This window comes from Streptomyces gilvus (assembly GCF_022513565.1).
Classification (GTDB): Bacteria; Actinomycetota; Actinomycetes; order Streptomycetales; family Streptomycetaceae; genus Streptomyces; species Streptomyces gilvus.
The window spans coordinates 123769-147662 of the sequence record NZ_JAKWBE010000020.1 but is presented as its reverse complement, the minus strand read 5'-3'; the positions used below and the strand labels follow the sequence as shown (position 1 = coordinate 147662).

The 23894-nt window shown below is 71.9% G+C and carries 22 protein-coding genes, 1 pseudogene and 1 riboswitch; of the genes and pseudogenes, 17 read left to right on the top strand and 6 right to left on the bottom strand.

Annotated features, from left to right (window positions below; translation table 11 throughout):
- Nucleotides 1-87 precede the first annotated feature (87 nt).
- From trpD to MKW14_RS27575, 3 genes are all read left to right on the top strand, one after another.
- Nucleotides 88-1152: an anthranilate phosphoribosyltransferase gene (trpD, locus tag MKW14_RS27585; RefSeq protein WP_240866621.1), complete on the top strand. Its 1065-nt coding sequence runs from the start codon at nucleotides 88-90 to the stop codon at nucleotides 1150-1152.
- A 72-nt stretch (nucleotides 1153-1224) separates the two neighbouring features.
- A riboswitch (SAM riboswitch) is annotated at nucleotides 1225-1341 on the top strand.
- A 120-nt stretch (nucleotides 1342-1461) separates the two neighbouring features.
- Entirely contained in the window at nucleotides 1462-2823 is a 1362-nt protein-coding gene (locus MKW14_RS27580) for an aminotransferase class V-fold PLP-dependent enzyme (RefSeq protein ID WP_240866620.1), read from the top strand.
- A gap of 11 nt (nucleotides 2824-2834) precedes the next feature.
- Nucleotides 2835-3554, top strand: a complete 720-nt coding sequence (locus tag MKW14_RS27575; RefSeq protein WP_240866617.1) for a hypothetical protein — start codon at nucleotides 2835-2837, stop codon at nucleotides 3552-3554.
- Between the two features lie 9 nt (nucleotides 3555-3563).
- On the opposite strand, the gene MKW14_RS27570 is transcribed toward MKW14_RS27575, so the two are convergent.
- Nucleotides 3564-3845, bottom strand: a complete 282-nt coding sequence (locus MKW14_RS27570) for an Lrp/AsnC family transcriptional regulator (protein ID WP_240866615.1) — start codon at nucleotides 3843-3845, stop codon at nucleotides 3564-3566.
- Nucleotides 3842-4576 carry a rhomboid family intramembrane serine protease gene (locus tag MKW14_RS27565; RefSeq protein WP_240866613.1) on the bottom strand — a complete coding sequence of 245 codons (735 nt, stop codon included), beginning with the start codon at nucleotides 4574-4576 and terminating at the stop codon, nucleotides 3842-3844. Before MKW14_RS27565 ends, MKW14_RS27570 begins: the two co-directional genes overlap by 4 nt.
- A gap of 156 nt (nucleotides 4577-4732) precedes the next feature.
- On the opposite strand from MKW14_RS27565, the gene MKW14_RS27560 reads away from it, so the two are divergent.
- The 6 genes and pseudogenes from MKW14_RS27560 to MKW14_RS27535 all read left to right on the top strand — a co-directional run.
- Nucleotides 4733-4972, top strand: a complete 240-nt coding sequence (locus MKW14_RS27560; RefSeq protein ID WP_055541554.1) for a hypothetical protein — start codon at nucleotides 4733-4735, stop codon at nucleotides 4970-4972.
- Nucleotides 4973-5008: 36 nt separating this feature from the next.
- The gene (locus MKW14_RS27555; RefSeq protein ID WP_240866606.1) at nucleotides 5009-6352 is read left to right on the top strand and encodes an NYN domain-containing protein; all 1344 of its coding nucleotides are present in this window, start codon (nucleotides 5009-5011) and stop codon (nucleotides 6350-6352) included.
- Nucleotides 6353-6599: 247 nt separating this feature from the next.
- Entirely contained in the window at nucleotides 6600-7637 is a 1038-nt protein-coding gene (locus MKW14_RS27550) for a C40 family peptidase (protein ID WP_240866603.1), read from the top strand.
- Between the two features lie 206 nt (nucleotides 7638-7843).
- Entirely contained in the window at nucleotides 7844-8860 is a 1017-nt protein-coding gene (locus MKW14_RS27545) for a C40 family peptidase (protein ID WP_240866601.1), read from the top strand.
- A 33-nt stretch (nucleotides 8861-8893) separates the two neighbouring features.
- A complete protein-coding gene (locus MKW14_RS27540) occupies nucleotides 8894-10087 on the top strand; it encodes a hypothetical protein (protein ID WP_240866598.1) in 1194 nt (397 codons plus the stop codon).
- A 47-nt stretch (nucleotides 10088-10134) separates the two neighbouring features.
- Nucleotides 10135-10962, top strand: a pseudogene (locus MKW14_RS27535) (MATE family efflux transporter); the annotation flags it as partial.
- Between the two features lie 53 nt (nucleotides 10963-11015).
- Here the strand turns inward: MKW14_RS27535 and MKW14_RS27530 are convergent.
- Complete coding sequence (locus MKW14_RS27530) at nucleotides 11016-12251, bottom strand: glycosyltransferase 87 family protein (protein WP_240866596.1); 1236 nt, start codon at nucleotides 12249-12251, stop codon at nucleotides 11016-11018.
- A 119-nt stretch (nucleotides 12252-12370) separates the two neighbouring features.
- Between MKW14_RS27530 and MKW14_RS27525 the strand changes: the two genes are divergently transcribed.
- Nucleotides 12371-13513: a glycosyltransferase family 4 protein gene (locus MKW14_RS27525; protein ID WP_240866593.1), complete on the top strand. Its 1143-nt coding sequence runs from the start codon at nucleotides 12371-12373 to the stop codon at nucleotides 13511-13513.
- A 32-nt stretch (nucleotides 13514-13545) separates the two neighbouring features.
- Nucleotides 13546-15180, top strand: a complete 1635-nt coding sequence (locus tag MKW14_RS27520; RefSeq protein WP_502628183.1) for a GMC oxidoreductase — start codon at nucleotides 13546-13548, stop codon at nucleotides 15178-15180.
- Between the two features lie 13 nt (nucleotides 15181-15193).
- Here MKW14_RS27520 and MKW14_RS27515 read toward each other — a convergent pair whose 3' ends face one another.
- Nucleotides 15194-17029, bottom strand: a complete 1836-nt coding sequence (locus MKW14_RS27515) for an AMP-dependent synthetase/ligase (protein WP_240866588.1) — start codon at nucleotides 17027-17029, stop codon at nucleotides 15194-15196.
- A 294-nt stretch (nucleotides 17030-17323) separates the two neighbouring features.
- Between MKW14_RS27515 and MKW14_RS27510 the strand changes: the two genes are divergently transcribed.
- The 6 genes from MKW14_RS27510 (at nucleotide 17324) to MKW14_RS27485 (ending at nucleotide 22386) form a co-directional block, all read left to right on the top strand.
- Nucleotides 17324-18121 (top strand): metallophosphoesterase family protein, encoded by a 798-nt coding sequence (locus tag MKW14_RS27510; protein WP_240866587.1) that lies wholly within the window; start codon nucleotides 17324-17326, stop codon nucleotides 18119-18121.
- Between the two features lie 109 nt (nucleotides 18122-18230).
- Nucleotides 18231-18674 carry an SRPBCC family protein gene (locus MKW14_RS27505; protein ID WP_133042889.1) on the top strand — a complete coding sequence of 148 codons (444 nt, stop codon included), beginning with the start codon at nucleotides 18231-18233 and terminating at the stop codon, nucleotides 18672-18674.
- 43 nt (nucleotides 18675-18717) lie between these two features.
- Complete coding sequence (locus MKW14_RS27500; RefSeq protein ID WP_240866584.1) at nucleotides 18718-19875, top strand: ArsA family ATPase; 1158 nt, start codon at nucleotides 18718-18720, stop codon at nucleotides 19873-19875.
- A gap of 57 nt (nucleotides 19876-19932) precedes the next feature.
- Nucleotides 19933-20430 carry a DUF5304 domain-containing protein gene (locus MKW14_RS27495; protein WP_240866581.1) on the top strand — a complete coding sequence of 166 codons (498 nt, stop codon included), beginning with the start codon at nucleotides 19933-19935 and terminating at the stop codon, nucleotides 20428-20430.
- Between the two features lie 107 nt (nucleotides 20431-20537).
- On the top strand, nucleotides 20538-21491 hold the full coding sequence (locus tag MKW14_RS27490; protein ID WP_240866577.1) for an ROK family glucokinase: 954 nt from the start codon (nucleotides 20538-20540) through the stop codon (nucleotides 21489-21491).
- Between the two features lie 145 nt (nucleotides 21492-21636).
- Entirely contained in the window at nucleotides 21637-22386 is a 750-nt protein-coding gene (locus MKW14_RS27485; protein WP_240866574.1) for an endonuclease/exonuclease/phosphatase family protein, read from the top strand.
- 107 nt (nucleotides 22387-22493) lie between these two features.
- Here the strand turns inward: MKW14_RS27485 and MKW14_RS27480 are convergent, their stop codons facing one another.
- Together MKW14_RS27480 and MKW14_RS27475 are read right to left on the bottom strand one after the other, a co-directional pair.
- Nucleotides 22494-23093, bottom strand: coding sequence for a hypothetical protein (locus MKW14_RS27480; RefSeq protein WP_240866572.1), 600 nt, complete (start codon nucleotides 23091-23093; stop codon nucleotides 22494-22496).
- Nucleotides 23086-23865 (bottom strand): alpha/beta hydrolase, encoded by a 780-nt coding sequence (locus MKW14_RS27475; protein ID WP_240866636.1) that lies wholly within the window; start codon nucleotides 23863-23865, stop codon nucleotides 23086-23088. The genes MKW14_RS27480 and MKW14_RS27475 overlap by 8 nt, the downstream gene beginning before the upstream one ends.
- Between the last annotated feature and the right edge of the window lie 29 nt (nucleotides 23866-23894).

The following is a 23894-nucleotide window of genomic DNA, read 5'->3' as shown; positions in this document are numbered from 1 at the left end:
CGGTGTTCGGACGGGGCCCTTCACCATGTCCTGGAGCTGGATAGGGTGGGGTTCACGTTTTCTGCTACGACACCCCGGAGCGGCCCTATGAGCGCTGTGACCCCCGCTGGAGGCGACACCGCGGCGGGCCGTTCCTGGCCCCAGCTGCTGAACGGCCTGCTGGACGGCCACGACCTCAGCGCCGACGACACCGCCTGGGCGATGGACCTGATCATGCGCGGCGAGGCGACCGACGCGCAGATCGCCGGGTTCGCGGTGGCGCTCAGGGCCAAGGGCGAGACGGTCGAGGAGATCACCGGGCTCGTCCGGACGATGTACGAGCACGCGAACGTGATCGAGGTGCCGGGGCGGACCGTCGACATCGTCGGCACCGGTGGCGACGGCGCCAAGACGGTGAACATCTCCACGATGTCGGCGATCGTCATCGCCGGCACGGGCGCGAAGGTCGTCAAGCACGGCAACCGGGCCGCGTCCTCGGCGTCCGGCGCCTCGGACGTCCTGGAGAAGCTGGGCGTCAACCTGCAACTCACGCCGAAGCGCGTGGCCGAGGTCGCCGAGGAAGCCGGCATCACGTTCTGCTTCGCCATCAAGTTCCACCCGGCACTGCGTCATGTGGCCGCCGCGCGCGGCCAGTTGGGCATCCGGACCACCTTCAACGCCCTCGGCCCGCTGACCAACCCGGCGAAGGTGAGGGCGCAGGCGGTGGGCGTCGCCGACCCGCGGCTGGCGCCCCTCATCGCGGGCGTCCTCGCCGAGCGCGGCAACTCCTCCCTCGTCTTCCGCGGCGACGACGGCTTCGACGAGCTGACCACGACGGCGACTTCGCGGGTCTGGATCGTCCGGGACGGCAAGGTCACCGAGGAGACCTTCGACCCGCGGGACGTCGGCATCGAGCTGGTCCCCGTGGAGGCTCTGCGGGGCGCGGACCCGTCGTACAACGCGGAGGTCGCCCGCCGTCTGCTGGACGGCGAGACGGGCCCGGTGCGCGACGCCGTCCTGCTGAACTCGGCGGCAGCCCTGGTCGCCCTCGACCCGGGCCCCGGGACTCTGGCCGAGCAGATCGGCGCCGGGATGGCCAAGGCGGCCGAGTCGATCGACTCCGGGTCGGCCAAGCGGGCGCTGGAGCGCTGGGTGGCGGCCAGCAACGCATAACGGCGAGGTGCGGTCCCGTAATTCGGACACGAGTTGCGGGACCGCGATCACTTCACGTACGTTCCTGTACCAGGTCATGAGTGACAGTCATGAGGCCCCGGCCGACTGTCCGGCAACCCTCCGTCCGTGGCGGGGTGCCCCGGGTGAAGACCAGGCCGTGGGCAGCGAGGTCTGCGGCAAGCGCGGATCCCTCACGAACCAGGGATCCTGGTCGTTCGAGGAGTCTTCCGTGAGCAAGCGAATGCGATAGGGCGCCGAGCCCCGCCTCCGCACACCCATCTCACCTTTCTCTTTTCACGGGAGTTCCCCATGTCCGTCTCCACCGCTGCCTCCGCCCAGACCATTTGTGCCCCGCTGCCCGTTCTGGGCCGGGATGTCACCGTCCCGCTCGTGACGGGCGGCGAAGTCACCTACGCGGCCCTCGACTACGCGGCCAGCGCCCCCGCCCTGCAGCGCGTCTGGGACGACGTGGCGGCGTACGCCCCGTACTACGGCAGCGTCCACCGCGGTGCCGGCTACCTCTCGCAGCTGTCGACCGACCTGTTCGAGAACGCCCGCAGGACCGTCGCCGAGTTCCTCGACTGCCGCTCCGACGACCAGCTGGTCTTCACCCGCTCGACCACGGACTCCCTCAACCTCCTGGCCCGCGCCCTGCCCGCCGACTGCCAGGTCTTCGTCTTCGAGACCGAGCACCACGCGAGCCTGCTGCCCTGGCCGGACGCCCGGGTCACCTACCTCGACGCCCCGCGCACCCCGTGCCAGGCCGTGGCGACCCTGAAGAAGGCCCTCGCGGACCGCGACCCCCATGGCCCGGCCCTGGTCTGCGTCACCGGCGCCTCGAACGTCACCGGCGAGCTGTGGCCGGTCCGTGAGCTGGCCGCCGCCGCCCACGCGCACGGCGCCCGCATCGTCCTGGACGCCGCCCAGCTGGCCCCGCACCACCCGGTCTCCGTGCGCGACCTGGACGTCGACTGGGTCGCCTTCTCCGGCCACAAGCTGTACGCCCCCTTCGGCTCCGGCGTCCTGGCCGGCCGCGCCGACTGGCTGCGCGCGGCCGACCCCTACCTCGCGGGCGGCGGCGCCAGCCGCAAGGTCACCCGCCGCGAGGACGGGGGAGTGGACGTGGAGTGGCACGACAGCGCCGCCCGGCACGAGGCCGGCTCCCCGAACGTCATCGGCGCCTACTCCATCGCCTCGGCCTGCAAGGCGCTGACGGAGGCCGGTTTCGACACCCTGGTCGCCCGTGAGCAGTATCTGATCGAGAAGGTGCGGGCGGGCCTCGCGGAGGTCCCGCAGGTGAAGGTGCTGTCCCTCTTCGGCGACGACGCGCCCCGGGTCGGCGTGATCTCCTTCGTCGTCGAGGGCTGGAACAGCTCCCACTTCGCCGCCGCCCTCTCCGCCGAGTACGGCATCGGCGTCCGCGACGGCCTGTTCTGCGCCCACCCGCTGGTGCGCACCCTCCTGGGCTCCGACCCGCAGACCCAGGGCGAGTGCGGCGCCCCCGAGGCCGCGCCCGGCGAGAAGTCCCTCAACGCGATCCGGGTCAGCTTCGGCGCGGGCACCCCCGACGAGCACGTCGAGCGCTTCGTGAACGCCGTCCGGGAACTGGTGAGCGACGGGGCGAAGTGGAACTACCGGACGGAGGACGGCCGCTGCGTGCCGGCCGTGTAATCATCCGTTGTGTGGGGATTCCGGCCGCGGTGGGTGAGTCGGCATCGGCCGGGGAACTCGGGGAGCTCCTCGCGGTGGCCGTCGCCCGCCGCCGGCCACGGCTGCTCGGCGGGACGCCGGTGTACCTGTACGAGGAGGGGCTGGTGACCGGGCCGGACGCGCGGGCCCGGCGCTGGGAGCAGGTGACCCACTGGCGCTCCACCATCGACCTGACCCTGAGACGGGACCGGGAGCACGGCCCGCCCTGGTACACCTTCGGCCACCGGCACCTGGCGCGGTTCGCCGACGGCGCGCAACAGTCCTTCGTCCTCGACGAGTGGCAGCTGCACGAGCCGGACGAGCAACGCTCCGAGAACGCGTCGATCCGGGCCGCCGTCCATCACATCCGGCGGCGGGTCGGGCGGGCGCAGGCGCCCGCGCTGCTCGCGCGGCTCGAGGAGGGCCGGCAGGTCGCCTTCGGCCCGCTCACCGCGGACGCGCGGGGACTGTGGCTGCCGCGCGGCCGGACGCTCCTGACCTGGTCCGGCCTGGAGGAGCCCACGCTCGGTGTCGACCTGCCCGACCCGTCCGTCCCCCGCTCCTGGTGGGCGATGCGGCGGGACGCGCGGCTCACGGTGCGCGGCGCCGACGAGGACGGCGTGCCGCACTCCGCCGACCTCCCGGCCTGGCAGGTCGAGAACTGGGGCGCGCTGGTCACCCTCTGGGGCCGCCTGCACCGCCCCGCGGAGTAGGGCGGGGTGTCAGGAGTCCAGGCCGATCGCGAACGCGGCCTCCAGGTCGTGCTGCGAGTAGGTCCGGAACGCGACATGGGTGTCGGTGGCCTCGACGCCCGGGATCTTGCTGATCGAGCCGGGGATGACCTCCGCCAGGTCCTCGTGCCGCTTGACCCGGACCATGGCGATCAGGTCGTAGGTGCCCGTGACGGAGAAGACCTCACTGACGGAGTCCAGCGCGGCGATCCGCTCGGCGATCTCGGGGATCCGGTCCACGCTGGTCTTGATGAGGACGATCGCGGTGATCACGGCTGGTTCTCTCCCTCGGGGGCCGGAGCAGGGGCGGCCCTCACTCTAGTCGTACGGCGGAAACGGGCCCACGCGTAGAGGAAGCCCAGGCCGAAGCCCACCAGGTGGGCCAGATACGCCACCCCGGGCCCCTGGGGCGCCCGGCCCGCCGCCAGCCACTGCAGGGACGCCCAGAAGGGCAGGACCACCCAGGCGGGGAAGCGGAGGGGGAGGAAGAACAGGAAGGGCAGCAGGCTTGTCACCCGGGCCCCGGGGAAGAGGTACAGAAACGCGCCCAGGACCGCCGAGATCGCCCCGGACGCGCCGACCAGGGACTGCTCGGAGGCGGCGTTGGCGGCCGCGTAGCCCAGCAGGGCCAGATAGCCGCAGCCGACGTAGAAGAGCGTGAACCGGATGCGGCCCATCCGTTCCTCGGCCATCGCCCCGAAGACGTAGAGGAAGAGCATGTTGCCCAGCAGGTGCACCCAGCTGCCGTGCACGAACAGGGCGGTCGCCGGGGTGAGGGCGGCCCGGGGAGAGCCCTGGAACAGCTCGGCCGGGACCACGCCCCAGCGGTGGAAGTAGGCGCGCTGCGCGGCGAGCAGCGCGTCCCCGGTGCCGTAGGCCGGGTTCAGCCCCGCCGCGGGCCCGGCCAGGAAGAGCAGACAGCACAGGGCGATCAGCCCGTACGTCACCGGTGCCGAGGGTGTGCGCAGCACTCTGCCGACGGTCACGCTCCAGTTGCCGATCATGAACACAGAGCATGACGTAACAGGACACAGCCGCCCAGACCGCCTCGCCGCCGTGGACGCATCAGCGGTGAGGTGTCGGCAGGCCGTAGGGTTACGGCCACACGCTCCAGGGAAGCTGGGGCGTCACGGAGACTAGAAGGAAAGCGAACAGTCACGATGACGGTTCCCCTGCCGACCGCCACGACGCGGTGGCGCTGCACCCTCTGCGGCAACCTCACGCGTTTCGACGTGACCCGCTCGTCGAAGGTCGTCGAGTACGTCCATCTCGACCTGGCCGGAGAGCCGAAGGTCGAGGAGCGCGAGGTGGTCAGTGAGACCATCGAGTCGGTGCGCTGCCGCTGGTGCAACGCCGTGGACCAGGTGGAACTCGTGGACAGGCCGGGCGCCGGCTCCTGACCGGGAGCGGCCCCGCACAGTGATGGGGTGTGACGGATGGTGGAGACACAAGGCGGGGGGCCGGGCGACGGCGCCGCCGAGGTGCTCGACCGTCCGCTGCCCGACGGGGTGCGCAGAAGAGTCGTACAGATCGTCTCGGACGGGTTCGGCGGGCTGACCGTCGCGGAGCTGCCCGCCCAGCTGAGGCAGTACGCGCGCTTCGCGCCGAACCGGCGGGCCAAGTTCGCCGGGAACGCGATGGCGGCGGCGCTGGAGACCGATCCGCTGTTCCGGCAGCGCATCGGGGAGAAGCTGAGAGAGGCCCAGCCGGAGCTCGCCGGCGCTCTCGACTCCGGCTCGCCGCCCCCGGCCGCGGATCCGCTCGACGTGGCGGCCGCGGCCTATGTTCTGCGGCCCACCGGCTGGGTCAAGCTCGTCACCGCGGCCGGCGAGGAGGCCCAGCGGGCGGACGCCGAGCGGGCCGGCGAGGAGAGCCGGGCGGAGCTGGAGCGGCTGCGCGAGGAGCTCACCGCCGCCCGCGACCAGACCCGCGCGGAGACCGAGCGGCTGCGGGCGGAGCTGGAGTCGGCCAAGAAGGAAGCCGAATCGCTTCACCGCAAGCTCCGTGCCGCCCTCAGCGACGTCAAGCGCGGCGAGGCCGCCCTGCGCAAGATCCAGGGCGAGATGGAGGCCGTACGGGCCGACGGGCAGGCCCAGGTGTCCGCCGCGGAGAGCGAGACCCGGCGGCTCAAGGCGCGGCTCGGGGAGGCCGAGGCGGCCCTCGAGGCCACGCGCAGAGCGGCGCGGGAGGGGCGCAGTGTCGAGGACATGCGCGTCCGTCTGCTTCTGGACACCGTTCTGGACGCGGCCCAGGGGCTGCGCCGCGAACTGGCGTTGCCGCCCGTGTCCGTACGGCCCGCGGAAACCGTCGACGCGGTCGAACCGGGACGAATGACCCCGAAGGACATCGCCGCCAGGGCGCTGTCCGAGCACGATCCGGCCATCCTGGACCAGCTTCTGGCCCTGCCCCAGGCGCACTTGGTGGTCGACGGCTACAACGTCACCAAGACCGGCTATCCGCAGATGCCCCTGGAGAAGCAGCGCCTCAGGCTCCTCGGCCAGCTCTCCCAGCTCGCCGCGCAGACCGGCGCCGAGGTCACCTGCGTCTTCGACGGGGCCGAACTGGTGGCCCCGGTGCTGCTGGCGCCCCCGCGCGGGGTGCGGGTGCTGTTCTCCAAACCCGGCGTCACCGCCGATGAGTTGATCCGTCAGCTGGTGCGCGCCGAGCCGCCGGGGCGGCCCGTCATCGTCGCCTCCACCGACCGTGAGGTGGCCGACGGGGTCGCCAAGGCGGGGGCGCGTCCGGTCGCCTCCGCGATGCTGCTGAAGCGCCTGTCCTGAGTGCCTGCCCGGCCCCTTTGCGGGGCGCCTGTCGCAAACGTCAATCTCCGGTTTCAATGCCCGATTTGATGGGATCGTCACGCAACGTAGCGTCAACCTGGCGTGACCCCATGTGAGTTGTGTGCAAAGAATGCATTGCGTGACGGGATTTTTTGGTGTGAGGATTTGATCTGATCACAGGAAGGTCACTAGGGTCTGGCCTCGAACCTCCGAGCGGGTGATCACTCAAAAGAAGGAGTTCACCTCCGTGGCGTCCCACCGTCGACCCAAGCAGCCGAGCCGCACGCGCGTGACCGTGCTCACCACCGCCGCTGCTGCAGCCGTTGCCATCAGCGCTCAGGCCGCCAACGCCGCGCCGAGCGAGAAGCCCTCCAAGGACGAGGTCAAGGCGAAGGTCGACAAGCTCTACGAGCAGGCCGAGCAGGCCACCGAGAAGCTCAACGGCGCCAAGGAGAAGGAGCAGAAGCTCCAGAAGGAGATCTCCACCATCCAGGACGACGTCGCCCGGGGCCAGGAGGAGCTCAACACCCTGCGCGACTCCATCGGCCTGGCGGCCGCCGCCCAGTACCGCAGCGGCACCATCGACTCCTCCCTGCAGCTGTTCCTGTCGTCGAACCCGGACGACTACCTCGACAAGGCCTCCACCGCCGACCAGCTCAGCGCCCAGCAGGTCGAGGCGCTGAAGAAGATCGAGGAGAAGCAGCGCGAGCTCGCCCAGGAGCGCGCCGAGGCCTCCGGCAAGCTCAAGGACCTCTCCGCCACCCGCGCCGCGTTCGTCGCCCAGAAGAAGGCGGTCCAGGGCAAGCTCGCCCAGGCGCAGAAGCTCCTCAACTCCCTGACCGCCGCCGAGCGCGCGGCCCTCAACGCCGACCAGTCCCGCGCCAACCGCGACGCCAACGAGCGGGTCGACCTCGGCAACAGCACCGCCGCCTCCAGCCGGGCCGCCGCCGCCTTCCAGTGGGCGCAGGGCCAGCTCGGCAAGCCGTACTCCTTCGGCGCCACCGGCATGGCCTCCTTCGACTGCTCCGGTCTGACCTCCCGCGCCTACGCCGCGGCCGGCGTCACCATCCCGCGCACCTCGCAGGAGCAGGCCAACGCCGGCACCCGGATCTACAGCGAGAGCCAGCTCAGGGTCGGCGACCTCGTCCTCTTCTACGGCGACCTGCACCACGTCGGCCTGTACGCGGGCAACGGCATGGTGCTGCACGCCCCGCGCACCGGCACCGTCGTGCGCTACGAGTCGATGAGCAACATGCCGTTCCAGTTCGGCGTCCGCATCGGCTGACGTTCCGGGTGCCGCCCGAACGGGCGAATTACGGCACCTCCCGCTGACCCCGCGCCCCGCCGATGACCTGCGTCAGAGGCGGGGCGTCACTGTGCGTGCCCACCGAGGTCTTTGGCCGACCCCCCACCGCGCGGCTACTGTCTGCCGCGTTTCCCCGCCGCGCGGGGAAGCGGTCCTTGTCGTCAGCGGAAGGAGCGCGGCTTCCCGTGGGGTCCCATCGCCGCCTTGTACCGACGTCCGGGTTCAACCGAGGTGCAGGCACCGCGCTGTGTGTCCTGTCCGCGGCGACCGCCGCCCTCGGCGCCGTGCCGGCCGACGCCGCGCCGCGCACCGACACCAAGACCGAGGTGGACCGCCTCTACGCGGAGGCCGAGAAGGCGACCCAGGCCTACGACAAGGCCGACGAGACCGCCGCCACCCTGCGCCGCGAGCTCGGTCAGGCGCAGGACGGCATCGCCCGCCAGCAGCAGCGCGTCAACACCATGCGGGACGCGCTCGGTTCGCTGGCCGGCGCCCAGTACCGTTCCGGCGGCATCGACCCGACCGTCGCCCTGCTCTTCTCCGACGACCCGGCCGACTACCTCGACAAGGCCTCCACGCTCGACCGGATCAGCGTCCACCAGGCCGGTCAGCTGCGGGAGCTGCGGTCCGCGCTGCGTGAACTCGCCCAGGAGCGCGCGGAGGCGGCCGGCAAGCTCGCCGACCTGGAGAAGAGCCGCACGGCGGTCGCCGCCCACAAGAAGACCGTCGAGCAGAAGCTCGCCAAGGCCCGGCAGCTGCTCACCTCCCTGCCGTTCGGGCAGCGCGCCGCCTACGACCGGGCCTCCCGCTCCGGACGCGACGACGTCCCCGGCCTCTCGGGCGTCGTCCCGCCCGACGCCCGCGCGGCCGCCGCGATCGCCGCCGCCCGCTCGGCGCTCGGCAGACCGTACGTCTGGGGCGCCAACGGCCCCTCCGGCTTCGACTGCTCGGGCCTGATGCAGTGGTCGTACGCGCACGCCGGCGTCCATCTGCCGCGCACCTCGCAGGAGCAGCGGTTCGCCGGCCGGCAGGTGCCGCTCTCCCAGGCGCAGCCCGGCGACCTGGTCGTCTACCGCTCGGACGCCAGCCATGTCGCGATGTACGTGGGCAACGGCCAGGTGATCCACGCGCCCTACCCGGGCGCCCCCGTGCGCTACGACCGCGTCAACATGATGCCGGTGTCGTCCGTCACGCGGGTCTGACGCCGCGCGCCCGGTCGGCCGTACGATCGGAAAGTGGCTGGTGGTCGTGGGCGGGCGTGGAAGCCGGGTGTCGTGGCGCTCGTTCTGCTGCTCGTCTCCCTGGTGGCCTGCGGCGGACAGTCGCCGGACGGCACGGCGAGGGCCGGTCTGCAGCGGGTCCTGGACCGGCGGTCCGCCGCCGTTCTCGACCGCGACCGGACGGCCTTTGTGAAGACCGGCGCGCTCGGGTGGTTCGAGAACCTGCGCGGAGTGCCGCTGGCCTCCTGGTCCTACCGCGTCACGGCCCTGCACCGGCACGGCGACGAGGCCACCGCGGACGCCGAACTCCGCTACCGGGTCCAGGGGTACGACAACGCCCCGGTCACCGCCGGCCGCACCCTCACCCTCTCCCGGGGCCCGGACGGGCAGTGGCGGGTGGACGCCGACACCCCCGCCCGCAAGTCCGCCCAACAGCTGTGGGACCAGGGCGAGGTGACGGTCATGCGCGGCAGGCACAGCCTCGTCCTCGGCGTCGGGCAGTCCAGCGAGCGGCTGCACGTCTACGCCGACCTCGCGGACCATGCCGTCCCGGCCGTCAGCGGGGCGTGGGGCACCGACTGGGCCCGGCACGTCTTCGTCCTCGTACCGAAGTCCGTGGAGGGCATGGCGGGGCTGCTCGGCTCACCGGCCTCGCAGTACCGGGGCATCGCCGCGGTGACCACCGGCGAGGTCGGCGGGCCGCCGGACGCGCCGGCGGACCGGATCATCGTCAACCCGGACGCGTACGCCCTCCTCGGCACGCTGGGCAAGCAGGTCGTGCTCACCCACGAGACCACCCATGTCGCCACCCGCGCCCACACCACGGCCGCGACCCCGCTGTGGCTGTCGGAGGGGTACGCCGACTGGGTCGGCTACCTCGGCACCGGCCGTACAGCGGTCCAGGCCGCCCCCGAGCTGGCCCGCTCGGTCGACGACGGGCAGGTGCCGGCCGCGCTGCCGACCGACAAGGACTTCGGCTTCAGCGGGGACGCGACGAAGCTGGCGCAGGCCTACGAGGGCGGCTGGCTGGCCTGCCGCATGATCGCCGACCGGTGGGGCCAGGACCGGCTCGGGCAGTTCTACCGGGCGGTGGGCGACCATCCGCGCCGGACCGGGTCGGTCGAGGACGCGATGAGGAAGGTCCTCGGCACGACGCTGGGGAAGTTCACCGAGCAGTGGCGGGAGTACCTCAAGTCTCAACTGGCCTGATCCAACAGGCCGATGACCTCCCGGAGCCAGGCCCGCTCCGTATGCACAGGTGCCTGGCGCTGGGCGTGGGGCTGGTCGTCCTCCGACGGAACGACCTGCCGCGGGAGGCGGTCGGCGCGCGCGGCCCGCGGAACCGGTGGTTGCGGCCCTGCGCCGGACCCTGAGGACCGGGCTGCCCATGTCCGCCGACTTCACCGTGCGGCAGGGCGGGGTGCTGGTGCTGGTGCTGGTGCTGGTGCTGGTGCTGGTGGCGATCGTGGCGCGGCTCGGGGTGACGGCGGTGGCGGCGTACGCCGTCGCGTAGCAAGGTCATGTACGTGGCCACCATGGCGTTCTACGCGGTGCGGCAGGCCGCCTCGATCCACACCGCCCACACACGGGGCGCGGGCCGGGACGCGCGGCGGGAGATCGGCCGCCAGGCGATGCTGGTGTCCGGCACGGTGGGGCTGGTGGCCGCCGTCCTGCTCGCCGCCACCGCCCCCTTGATCATGGCCGCCTTCGGTGCCGGACCCGAGGTCGCCCGCGCCGGTGCGCTGTTCCTGCGCTGCATCGGCCCGTACCTGCTGCTGATGGCCTGCTTCATCGCGCTGGGCGGGGTCTTCGAGGGGAGTGGGGGAGCGCCGGCCCTGCTGCGGGTGACACTCCTCGGCACGGCGGTCCAACTCCCGCTCACGTACGCCCTGTCGGGGCTCGGGCTGCCCGGTGTGTGCCTGGCGATGGCGATCGCCATGGCCGTGCAGTGCGCCGCGGTGGCCGTGCCCTTCACGCGGATCGCGCGGATCGCGCGGAGGGGCGGGAGGCGTGCGGCTGCGAGGCGGCACAGCCGTGTGGATCCGCTGCCCGTGCGAGGCGTGACGCGGCGGGGCGGCGACTGACGACCGCCTGGCCGCCGGTGGTCCGTGCCGGTCGGCTGTCGGCAGGGCCCGCCTCAGGTGGAGGTCGTGGTCTCCTTGGTGCGGGGCGTCTGGGCGGGCAGGGTCGGGACCTGGGTGCGGGGGACCGTCGAGCGCCAGAGCTGGACGGCCGTGCAGACGGCTGCGGCGACCAGGAGGCCGTTGCGGAGGAACAGGAGGGTCACCCCGAGGCGGTCGCTCGCGACGACGTGCTGGAACCAGAGCGGGAACTCCAGCACCGTCACCAGACAGGCCGCGAGGACCAGCAGCGCGGGCAGCCCCATCCGGGTGCCCCGGAAGCACACGCAGACGGCCCCGAGACCGACCAGCCACACCATGTACTGGGGGCTGATCACCCGGCTGGTGACCGTGAACATCAGCACCGCCGCGAACGCCGCGTCGGCGAGCGTGCTCGGCAGGAACCGCGTCGCCATCAGCCGCCACAGCAGCAGCCAGCCGAAGGCCACGCCGGTCAGGAACAGGGCGGCGGAGCTGACGGCGTTCACCCAGGGGCCGACGAACTCGATCGAGCCGTAGTTGAACAGCACCCGGCCGTCCCAGCCGAAGTGCCGGGCCACATGGAAGACGAGCGAGCCCAGGGACTCCACCTCGGTGCCCCGGTTGCTCTGGAAGGTCAGGAAGGCGAACGCGCCCGGCATCGACACCGCGAACAGCCCCGCCAGCACGGCGACGGTCCCCGCGGTCCAGGCCCACGCGGTCCACTTGCGGGCGCCGAGCAGCAGCAGCGCCGGCCACACCTTCAGCATCGCCGCGAACCCGACCAGGACGCCCATCACGCGGGGCCGCCGGGCCCCGGCGAGCAGGCCGGCCACGGCGACGGCGGTGACCATCACGTCGTAACGGGCGTACACGGTCGGCCCGACCAGCGGCACGCCCACCACCCACATCCAGGCCCCGCGCAGCGACTTGCCGGGGCGCAGGCCCGTGTACAGCAGCAGGGCGAGGACGGCCAGGTCGGCCACGCAGGCCAGGACGAAGAAGGCCGACGCGTACTGCAGGAAGGGCAGCAGCGCCGGGGAGAGGATCGCGAGGGCCGCCGCGGGCGGGTACTGCCAGGTGACGTCGCCGAGCGGGAAGGTGCCGGTGCGCAGCACCTCGTACCAGCCCTGGTAGATCACCGACACGTCGCTGGTGACGTCCGGGCCCGGGAAGATCCACACCTTGAAGACGAACAGCAGCAGGACCACCCTGGTCAGGCCCCAGGTCACCAGCAGCCCCGCGAGGGACCGCCTCGCACCCGCAATGTCCACCCGAGCCCCTTCGGCCAGCTGTTCGTCTTGAGGGGAACATGATGTCCTGCCCAGCTGTGAACTCGCCACCAACACGGCCGAGCCCACCTGTGCGGACGCGCCCGGTAGGGTCGGCGGCGATGCACAAGACCCTGATCGTGACCAACGACTTCCCGCCCCGCCCCGGCGGCATCCAGGCGTTCCTGCACAACATGGCGCTGCGCCTGGACCCCGAGCGGCTGGTCGTCTACGCCTCCACCTGGAAGCGGGGCAAGGAGGGCGTCGAGGCGACCCGCGCCTTCGACGCCGAGCAGCCCTTCACCGTGGTCCGGGACCGTACGACCATGCTGCTGCCGACGCCGGCGGCCACCCGGACGGCCGTCGGGCTGCTGCGCGCGCACGGTTGTACGTCGGTGTGGTTCGGGGCGGCGGCGCCGCTCGGGCTGATGGCGCCGGCGCTCCGCAGGGCCGGCGCCGAGCGGCTGGTGGCGACGACTCACGGCCACGAGGCGGGGTGGGCGCAGCTGCCCGGCGCGCGGCAGTTGCTGCGGCGGATCGGGGAGGGCACGGACACGATCACCTACCTCGGTGAGTACACGCGCTCGCGGATCGCCTCCGCGCTGACGCCCGCGGCGGCCGGGCGGATGGTGCAGCTGCCGCCCGGCGTCGACGAGAAGGTCTTCCACCCCGCCTCGGGCGGTGACGCGGTCCGGGCGCGGCTCGGGCTGACCGACCGGCCGGTGGTCGTGTGCGTGTCCCGGCTGGTGCCGCGCAAGGGGCAGGACACGCTGATCCTGGCCATGCCCCGGATCCTGGCCGCCGAGCCGGACGCGGTGCTGCTGATCGTCGGCGGCGGGCCCTACGAGGGCGAGCTGCGCAAGCTGGCGCGCGAGACCGGTGTCGCGGGCTCCGTGCGTTTCACGGGTGCCGTCCTCTGGTCCGAGCTGCCCGCCCACTACGGCGCCGGTGACGTCTTCGCCATGCCCTGCCGGACCCGCCGGGGCGGGCTCGACGTCGAGGGGCTCGGCATCGTCTACCTGGAGGCGTCGGCGACGGGCCTGCCGGTCGTGGCCGGCGACTCGGGCGGCGCCCCCGACGCCGTCCTGGACGGCGAGACCGGCTGGGTGGTCCACGGCGGCTCCCCCGAGGAGACGGCCGAATGGATCACCGTCCTCCTCTCCGACCCGGAGCTCAGGCGACGCATGGGGGAGCGGGGACGTGAGTGGGTGGAAGAGAAGTGGCGCTGGGACTTGTTGGCGGAAAAGTTGAAGACCTTGCTATAGCCGGAGCCCGATAATCCGCCGATGCTGCGCGCATGACAGTGAAACTGACGCAGCATCAGCTGACGAGACGTCAAATACTGGGCATGATCGCCCTGCAGAGCGCGGCTGCCGCCGGGCTCACCCGGATCGGGCTGCAGTCGGCGCAGGCGGCCGAGGAAGCGGCCTCCGTCGACAACGCGCCCGCCATCGTGGTCGGTTCGGGGTACGGCGGTGCCGTCGCCGCCCTGCGCCTCGGCCAGGCCGGCATCCGCACGCTCGTCCTGGAGATGGGGCAGCTGTGGAACACCCCCGGCGCCGACGGCAAGATCTTCTGCAACACCGCCAGCCCCGACCAGCGCTCCATGTGGTTCAAGTCCCGCACCGAGGCCCCGCTGGCCACCTTCCTGTGGCTGGACGTCGTCAACAAGGACATCACCCCCTACCCCGGCGTCCTGGACCGCGTGCACTTCGACACGATGTCCGTCTACGTCGGACGCGGTGTCGGCGGCGGCTCCCTGGTCAACGGCGGCATGGCCGTCACCCCGCTCCAGTCGTACTTCACCGAGCAGTTCCCCACCGTGGACGCGACGGAGATGTACAACACCTACTTCCCGCGCGCCCGTTCCATGCTCGGCGTCAACACCATCGACCCCGCCTGGTTCGAGTCGACCGAGTGGTACCAGTTCGCCCGCACCTCGCGGAAGGCCGCCGACAACACCGGGCTCAAGACCACCTTCGTACCGAACGTCTACGACTTCGGCTACATGGAGCGCGAGGCGGCCGGCACCGCCACCAGGTCGGCGCTGGCGCAGGAGGTCATCTACGGCAACAACTACGGCAAGAAGAGCCTCGACAAGACCTACCTGGCCGCCGCGCTCGGCACCGGGAACGTCACCATCAACACCAGGGAGCGGGTCAAGGCCATCCACCGCGCGAGCGACGGGAGTTGGCTGCTGACGACCGACCGCATCGACGTCACGGGAAAGGTCGTGCAGACGAAGCAGTACAGCTGCACGTACCTCTTCCTCGGCGGCGGCAGCCTCGGCACCACCGAACTCCTCGTCCGGGCCCGGGACACCGGCGCCCTGCCCGCCCTCGACGCGAGCGTCGGCGCCGGTTGGGGCCCCAACGGCAACACCATGCTCGGCCGCGCCAACCACATCTGGGACACCACCGGCGCCAACCAGTCGACCATGCCGGTCATGGGCATCGACGACTGGGCCAACACCGACAACCCCGTCTTCGCGGAGATCGCCCCGCTGCCCATCGGGTTCGAGACCTGGGTCAGCCTCTATCTGGCGATCACCAAGAACCCCCAACGGGCGGCCTTCACCTACGACTCCGCGAGCGACGGGGTCAAGCTGGGCTGGACCGCCGCCCAGAGCGCGGTGTCCGTCGCCATGGCCAAGAAGCTCTTCGACCGGATCAACTCGGCCAACGCGACGATCTACCGCTACGACCTGTTCGGCACGTCCAACAAGGTCTTCGCCGACGACTTCTGCTACCACCCGCTGGGCGGCTGCGTGCTGGGCCAGGCGACCGACAACTACGGCCGGGTGAAGGGCTATTCGAAGCTGTACGTCACCGACGGCTCGCTGGTGCCCGGCAACATCGGCGTGAACCCGTTCGTCACCATCACCGCGCTCGCCGAGCGCACGATGACCCGGGTCCTCGCCGAGGACACCTGACCCGAGGGCCGTCCTACTTCTGGTAGATGGCCTCGATCTCGTCCGCGTAGTCCTTCGCCACCACGTTGCGCTTGAGCTTCAGCGAGGGCGTCAGGTGGCCCGACTCCTCCGTGAACTGGGAGGACAGAATGCGGAACTTCCGCACCGATTCCGCCTTCGACACCGCGGCGTTGCCGTCGTCGACCGCGTCCTGGATCGCCGCGAGCAGATCCGGATCCGCACGCAGCGACGCCGCGGTGACACCCGCGGGCTTGCCGTGCTCGGCGGCCCAGCGGCCCAGGAACTCCTCGTCGATGGTGACCAGCGCGCCCACGAACGGCCGCCCGTCGCCCACCACCATGCACTCCGCGACCAGCGCGTGCGCGCGGATCCGGTCCTCGATCACGGCCGGGGCGACGTTCTTGCCGCCCGCGGTGACGATGATCTCCTTCTTGCGGCCGGTGATCCTGAGGTAGCCGTCCTCGTCGAGGGTGCCGATGTCACCGGTGTGGAACCAGCCGTCGGTCAGCGCCTCGGCCGTGGCGGCCTCGTTGTTCCAGTAGCCCTTGAACAGGTGCTCGCCGTGCAGCAGCACCTCCCCGTCGTCCGCGATCCGGATCACCGAGCCCGGCAGCGGCTGCCCGACGGTGCCGATCTTCGTACGGTCCCAGGGGTTGAAGGCGGTGGCCGCGCAGGACTCGGTCAGGCCGTAGCCCTCCAGCACCGTGAAGCCGATGCCGCGGAAGAAGTGGCCCAGCCGCTCGCCCAGCGGGGCGCCGCCGGAGATGGCGTACTCGCCCCGGCCGCCGAGCACCGCGCGCAGCTTGCTGTAGACCAGCTTGTCGAAGGTCCGGTGCTTGATCTTCAGGCCCAGCGACGGGCCCGAGGGCGTGTCCAGCGCCTTGCTGTACGCGATCGCGGTGTCCGCGGCCCTGTCGAAGATCTTGCCCTTGCCGTCCGCCTGCGCCTTGGCGCGCGCCGAGTTGTAGACCTTCTCGAAGACCCGCGGCACGCCCAGGATCAGCGTCGGCCGGAAGGACGCCAGCTCGTCGGTGAGGTTCTTGATGTCCGGGACGGTGCCCAGCTTGATCGGCGCCATCATCGGGGCGATCTGCACGAGCCGGCCGAAGACGTGCGCGAGCGGCAGGAACAGCAGCACGGAACACTCGCCGGTGCGGAACAGCGGCCGCAGGCGCTCGACGATGTTGCCGCACTCGGCGAAGAAGCTGCGGTGGGTGAGCACACAGCCCTTGGGGCGGCCGGTGGTGCCGGAGGTGTAGACGATCGTCGCCGGGTCGTCGGCCCGCGCCAGCGAGCTGCGCTCGTCGACGGTCGCGTCGGAGACGTCCTTGCCGAGGCGCCCGAGCTCCTCGACCCCGCCGGCCTCGATCTGCCACAGGTGCTTGAGGGCCGGCAGCCGGTCGCGCACCGACTCGACGGCGGCGGCGTGGTTGTCCAGCTCGACGAGGGCAGCGGTCGCGCCCGAGTCGGAGAGGATCCACTGGACCTGCTCCGGCGAGCTGGTCTCGTACACCGGCACGGTGACCGCGCCCGCGCTCCAGATCGCGAAGTCCAGCAGCGTCCACTCGTAACGCGTGCGGGACATCAGGGCGACCCGGTCGCCGGGCTGGACGCCGGAGGCGATCAGGCCCTTCGCGGCGGCGTGCACCTCGGCCAGGAACGCCGTGGCCGACACGTCCTGCCACGCGCCTCCCCCAGACTCCGTCCGGGGGGACCCCCATTTCGCTCCGCTCACCTTGCGGGCGATGACGGCCACATCGGGATGCTGCGCGGCGTTTCTGCGGACGATGTCGGTGAGATTGCCGTCCGCAGGGACCTCGTACAAAGCCGGAAGGCTGAACTCGCGCAAGACTGCTGCTCCTCATAAGGCGCCGGCGCCACGACGTTGTGCGATGCGACGGTGCGTCCAAGGCTCGGGCAGGTGCTCGGGAATCACTGGTTGAAATCCTGAGCACGACTGGACTGCCCGGACGTTACCCGCCGGTATGGCTTCTCCGACAGGGGGTCCCGGCGAGATGTTCGCTGCGTCACACAGATGGGTGTTCCTCTGTGTACGGTAGTCGACCCGCTGACCGACTAGCCAGTAACCGCAGGTCCCGACGGCTCTGTTCACGTACACCCCACACCCTTACGCTTGATCGCCATGGCATCGACAGCGGCCGACAGCGGCAGGACCCGGGTTCACGTGGTCAGCGACGTGCACGGCAACGCCCGTGACCTGGCCCGCGCCGGCGACGGCGCCGACGCCCTGATCTGTCTGGGTGACCTGGTCCTCTTCCTCGACTACGCCGACCACTCGCGCGGCATCTTCCCCGACCTGTTCGGCCGGGAGAACGCCGACCGCATCGTCGAGCTGCGCACCGCCCGCCGCTTCGAGGAGGCACGCGAGTTCGGGGCCCGGCTGTGGGGCGGCATCGGCACGGACCGGGCCACCGCCGTCGAACGGGCGGTGCGGGGACAGTACGCGGAGATGTTCGCGGCCTTCCCGACACCCACGTACGCCACCTACGGCAATGTCGATTTGCCGCCTCTGTGGGCCGAGTACGCGGGGCCCGGGACGACCGTGCTGGACGGGGAGCGGGTGGAGATCGGCGGCTGGACCTTCGGCTTCGTCGGAGGGGGCCTGCGCTCGCCGATGCGGACGCCGTACGAGATGGACGACGAGGAGTACGAAGCCAAGCTGGCGGCCGTCGGCGAGGTGGACGTGCTGTGCACGCACATCCCGCCGGAGGTGCCCGAGCTCGTCTACGACACCGTGGCCCGGCGCTTCGAGCGCGGAAGCCGGGCGCTGCTGGAGACCATCCGCCGCACCCGACCCCGCTACGCGCTGTTCGGTCACGTCCACCAACCCCTGGTGCGGCGCATGCGGATCGGGGCCACGGAGTGTGTGAACGTCGGACACTTCGCCGGCACCGGGAAGCCCTGGGCACTCGAATGGTGAACAGCCCGAACCGGGTGAAGTCGCCTGGTCGGGCGCGCGGTAGCCTTCACGCTGCACACACGTGCGTACGACGACCTCTCACCGGCCCGCATCTGGAGGAGCCACGGCGATGGCGGAACACACCAGCTCGAGCATCACGATCGAGGCGGCACCGGCCGATGTCATGGGGGTGATCGCCGACTTCGCGCGCTACCCGGACTGGACCGGCGAGGTCAAGGAGGCGGAGGTCCTCGCGACCGACGCGCAGGGGCGGGCCGAGCAGGTGCGCCTCGTGATGGACGCGGGCGCCATCAAGGACGACCAGGTCCTGGCGTACACGTGGACCGGCGCCAACGAGGTGTCCTGGACGCTGGTCAAGTCCCAGATGCTGCGCTCCCTCGACGGGTCGTACATCCTCAAGCCCGCCGGTGCCGGGGCCACCGAGGTCACCTACCGGCTGACGGTGGACGTGAAGATCCCGATGCTCGGGATGATCAAGCGGAAGGCCGAGAAGGTCATCATCGACCGGGCGCTGGCCGGATTGAAGAAGCGCGTGGAGTCGGGGGAGAAGTAGCCACGGCGTTCGAGGGCGGCGCGCGAAGGTACCGTTCAGCCTCATGCGCACCCTCCTGATCACCGGTCCCGGCGGCAGCGGACGTACGACCGTCGCCGCCGCGACCGCGCTGCGCGCCGCGGGCGAGGGCACCCGGACCCTTCTCCTCGGCGCCGACCGCACCGACACCCTCGGGGCGGCCCTCGGCGCCACGACCGGCCCGGCCCCCCTCCCCGTCTCCTCCCACCTCAGCGTCTGGCGGCCCGACGCGGTCGCCGGCTTCCGGGACGACCTCGCCGCCTTCCAGGAACGGTCCGCAGGCGTCCTCGACCTCCTCGGTGCCTCCCGGCTGGACGCCGAGGAGGTCACCCCGCTCCCCGGAGCCGAGGAGCTCACCCTGCTGCGGGCCCTGCGCGACGCCGCCCTCTCCGAGCGGTTCGATCTGCTGGTCGTCGACCTTCCGCCCGCCCCGCAGGCCCTCGCCCTCCTCGCGCTGCCCGAGGAACTGCGCCGCTATCTGCGCCGCCTGCTCCCGCCCGAACGGCAGGCGGCCCGCGCCCTGCGCCCGGTGCTCGGCCGGCTGGCCGGGGTGCCCATGCCGTCGGAGTGGCTGTACGACACCGCCGCGCGCTGGGACACGGAACTCGCCGCCGTCGAAGCCGTCCTCGCCGACCGGCACACCGCCGTACGGCTGGTCGCCGAACCCGGACCGGCCGGCGCCGACGCCGTCCGCGAGACCGTGCTGGGCCTCGCCCTGCGCGGACTGCGCCCCGACGTCCTGGTCGCGAACCGGGTCGCTGCGGAGGAATGGCCGGCCGGTCTCGTCGCCCAGCAGCGCAAGGCGCTGGAGGAGTGGCGGGAGTCGTACGACGTACGGCAGCTCCCGCACCTCGGCCGCGACCCGCGCGGCACGGACGACCTCACCGCGCTGTCCGCCCCCGGCGTCAACGAGACGACGTCCACCGTCGAGTGGCCCGTCGTCGACCGGCTCGCCGAGGACGGTGTGCTGGTCTGGCACATCCCGCTGCCCGGGGCGGCGCGCGAGGACCTGGACCTGATCCGGCGCGGGGACGAACTCGTCGTCACCGCGGGCCCGTTCCGCCGCATCGTGGCGCTGCCGTCCGCGCTGCGCCGCTGCACCGTCTCCGGCGCGGCCCTGCGCGACGGCGAACTGCGCATCCGTTTCACCCCGGACCCCGGTCTGTGGCCCGACAGGGCCTGAACGACGTACGGCCGTTCGGGTAACGTCGTAGGGACGAACCGTAGTCAGGAGTCCGTCATGAGCGAACAGCTCCCCCCGTCGGATCCCGGTGAGAACGAGGCCGTCGACGAGGTGCGGGCCACCGACGCCGACGCCTGGGCGACGGCGGTCGCCGAGGACCTCGCCGCGGAGAAGGCCCGCCGTCGCGCCGAGTACGGCCGGCCGCCGGTCTCGGCCGCCGAGGAACTGCGCAAGCTGGTCGACACCGTCTCCGAGAAGCTGTCGTCGATCCAGTCCCCGCTGTTCGGCGCCGTCGCCGGGCCCGCCGCGCAGCAGGTGGTCAAGCAGGTCGTGCAGCAGGCCCGGGCAGCCGTCGAACCCGTCATGGAGCGCAACCCCGACGTCTTCGACCACCTGGCCGCCGCGGGCAACGAACTGCTCGCCGCGTACCGCTCCGCGGTCCAGGCCCAGGAGCAGCGCTGGGCGAGCCGGCCGACCGATCTGCACAAGGACCTGGACGAGAGCCGCGACAAGGGCGAGGGCACCGGGCCCGGCCAGCGCATCGACCTGGACTGACACTCCCCAGTGGCCGCCGGGCCGCCCAGCGTTCGGACGCCTGGACCCCGGCGGCAGGGCCTCGGGTACGGTTGCCGTAGCGGGGCTCGACCGAAACTGAGGGATTCATGGGACTCACCATCGGCGTCGACATCGGCGGCACGAAGATCGCGGCCGGCGTGGTCGATGAGGAAGGCAACATCCTCTCGACCTTCAAGGTGCCGACCCCGGGCACGCCCGAGGGCATCGTGGACGCCATCGCCTCCGCCGTCGAGGGGGCGCGCGCCGGGCACGAGATCGTCGGCGTGGGCATCGGTGCGGCCGGTTACGTGAACCGGCAGCGCTCCACCGTCTACTTCGCGCCGAACATCGACTGGCGGCAGGAGCCGCTGAAGAAGAAGGTCGAGGCCCGCGTCGGCCTCCCGGTCGTCGTGGAGAACGACGCCAACGCGGCCGCGTGGGGCGAGTACAAGTTCGGCGCCGGCAAGGGCCACCGCAACGTCATCTGCATCACGCTCGGCACCGGCCTGGGCGGCGGCATCATCATCGGCAACAAGCTGCGCCGCGGCCACTTCGGCGTCGCCGCCGAGTTCGGGCACATCCGGATGGTCCCGGACGGCCTGCTGTGCGGCTGCGGCTCGCAGGGCTGCTGGGAGCAGTACGCCTCCGGGCGCGCCCTGGTCAGGTACGCCAAGCAGCGCGCCAACGCCACCCCGGAGAACGCCGAGATCCTGCTCGGCCTGGGCGACGGCAGCCCCGAGGGCATCGAGGGCAAGCACATCTCCATGGCCGCCCGCCAGGGCGACCCGGTCGCCGTCGACTCCTACCGTGAACTCGCCCGCTGGGCCGGTGCCGGTCTCGCCGACCTCGCCTCCCTCTTCGACCCGTCCGCGTTCATCGTCGGCGGCGGCCTCTCCGATGAGGGCGAACTGGTCCTCGACCCGATCCGCAAGTCCTACAAGCGCTGGCTGGTGGGCGGCAACTGGCGTCCGGTGGCCGACGTGATCGCCGCCCGGCTCGGCAACGAGGCGGGCATGGTGGGCGCCGCGGACCTGGCCCGCGAACCCGACCCGATCATGTAGCCGGACGGTTCGTGAACGCGCCCGGCAGGGGCGCGGGGCTGTATCGACGCGCGGCCTTCGCCGCGCGGGCGCGACCGGGTCACGCACCACCGGCCGGCCGCCCACAAGCCTCGCGCCCCGAGCCGAGGGGCGTAGATTGATCCACATGGAGCCGCTTCCCAACTCCCGCACCGAGGCCGACGGTTCTGCCGTCCTGCGCGTCCTGAGCTACAACATCCGCTCGATGCGGGACGACACCGACGCCCTCGCCCGCGTCATCACCGCGTGCGCCCCGGACCTGGTGCTCATCCAGGAAGCCCCCCGCTTCTTCCGCTGGCGCAAGAAGCTCGCCCGCCTGGCCTCGGCCTCCGGCCTGGTCATCCTCACCGGCGGCGGCACCGCCGCGGGCCCGGCGATCCTCTGCGGCCTCCGGGCCACCGTGGAGCGCACGGAGGACGTCCTGCTGCCGCTCACCCCCGGCCGGCACCGACGCGGCTTCGCCACCGCGGTCGTCCGCTTCGGCGGCGTCCGCGTCGGCGTACTGAGCTGCCACCTCTCCCTCGAGCCGAACGAACGCTACGACCAGGCCGGCATGCTCCTGGACCGGCTGGCCGGCCTCGGCGTGGACCACGCCGTCGCGGGCGGCGACCTCAACGACCGGCCCACCGGCCGCACCTTCCAGCGCCTGGCCGCCGACCTCCAGGACTGCTGGACGACCGTCCCCTGGGGCAGCGAGTACACCTTCACCCCGGTCATCCCCCTCCAGCGCATCGACGCGATCTTCGCCACCAAGGGCATCGAGGTGCTCGGCGCGGGCGTCCCGCTCGGCCTCCCCGGCGTCACCGAGACCGACCTGAGGACAGCCACGGACCACCTCCCGGTCCTGGCCGCCCTCAGAATCCCCGCCGCCTCGTAGGGCCTGTCCGACAGTTCCCGTCTGCCGGCTGTCGAGGCACGCGCACGAGGGCCCGCCCGGATGTGTCCGGGCGGGCCCTCGGTCGGCTGTGGGTGGGGGTGGGGGCGTCAGACCACCGCGCCGCGGCCCGGGTCCTCGGGCTCGTCGTCGTCCGTGCGCATGCGCATCACCAGTGTGGCGAAGCCGCCCAGGAAGCCGCCGATGCCGAGGGTGGTGAGCCACCAGGTCATGTCCCAGCCGAACAGCACGGCCAGCAGGATCAGCACGGGGCCGCCGATGACGCCCAGCCAGGCGAACTTGGCGGTCACGTCGGCGTCGGGCAGCGGCGGCGGCTCCGGCGGGACGAAGTGCCCCTCGTCGTCCTCGTCGAAGTCGTCCTCGGACGGCTCCCGGGCCGTGTAGTCGCGCGGTCCGACGCCGGGCGCGAAGGAGATGGAGCTGCCCAGCGGACCCGAGGGTCTGCTCTGCTTCTCCTCCTCGTCCCCCTTGTCCGACCTGTTCTCCCGGTCGTCGGCCGGCTTCTCGTCGTTGGTCTCCGGCTCCAGCAGGGCCAGGTCCTCGACCGACTTGAACGGCTTCGTGCCCGGCGGGTCCGGCGGTTCCTCGCCGTAACCCGCGACGATCGCGGCCCACGCGGCGTCCTCGTCGAACGGGACGCCCTGCTCCTCCGGCTCGCGGTCCTCGCGATCCGAGTCGTGCTCAGCCACCAGCGGCCGTCCCTTCCTTGCCGACACTGGGTGCGAGCCGGCCGATGAACGCGAGGCTCTCCTCGAAGATCCGGTCCGCGTCATGGTCCAACGTCGCGACGTGGTAGCTCTGTTCCAGCAGGATCTCGGTGACGTCCCGCGAGGAGACCCGGCTCAGCACGCGCGCGGAGTCGGCCGGCGGCACCACATGGTCCTGCGGGCTGCGCAGCAGCAACAGCGGCTGGGTGACCTGCGGCAGCTCGCGGTCGACCAGCCGGAAGAAGTTCCTCAGGGAGTGCGCCGCGTGCAGCGGCACCCGGTCGTAGCCCAGCTCGGCGCTGCCCGGCAGGGCGATGTCGCTGGCGATCCCCTTCGTCGTACGGACGAGATGACGGGCCACCGGAAGGGCGTACGCGGACAGGCCGTGCACCTTGTTCGCCGGGTTGACGACCACGACGCCGCTGACCGCGTCACCGTGCCGGGCCGCCAGCCGCAGCGCCAGGGCGCCGCCCATGGACAGACCGGCCACGAAGACCCGCTCGCAGCGCTCGCCCAGGGCGCGCAGCTCGCGGTCCACCTCCGCGTACCAGTCCTGCCAGCCGGTGAGCTGCATGTCCTCCCAGCGGGTGCCGTGCCCGGGCAGCAGCGGCAGCGACACCGTGAGGCCGTGCTCGGCGAGATGCTCCGCCCACGGGCGCAGCGACTGGGGCGAGCCCGTGAACCCGTGGCAGAGCAGGACGCCGACCTCCCCGCCCTCGTGGCGGAACGGCTCGGCTCCAGGAAGGACCGGCACCATCGGTCTCCTGTTCATGAGAGGGACGG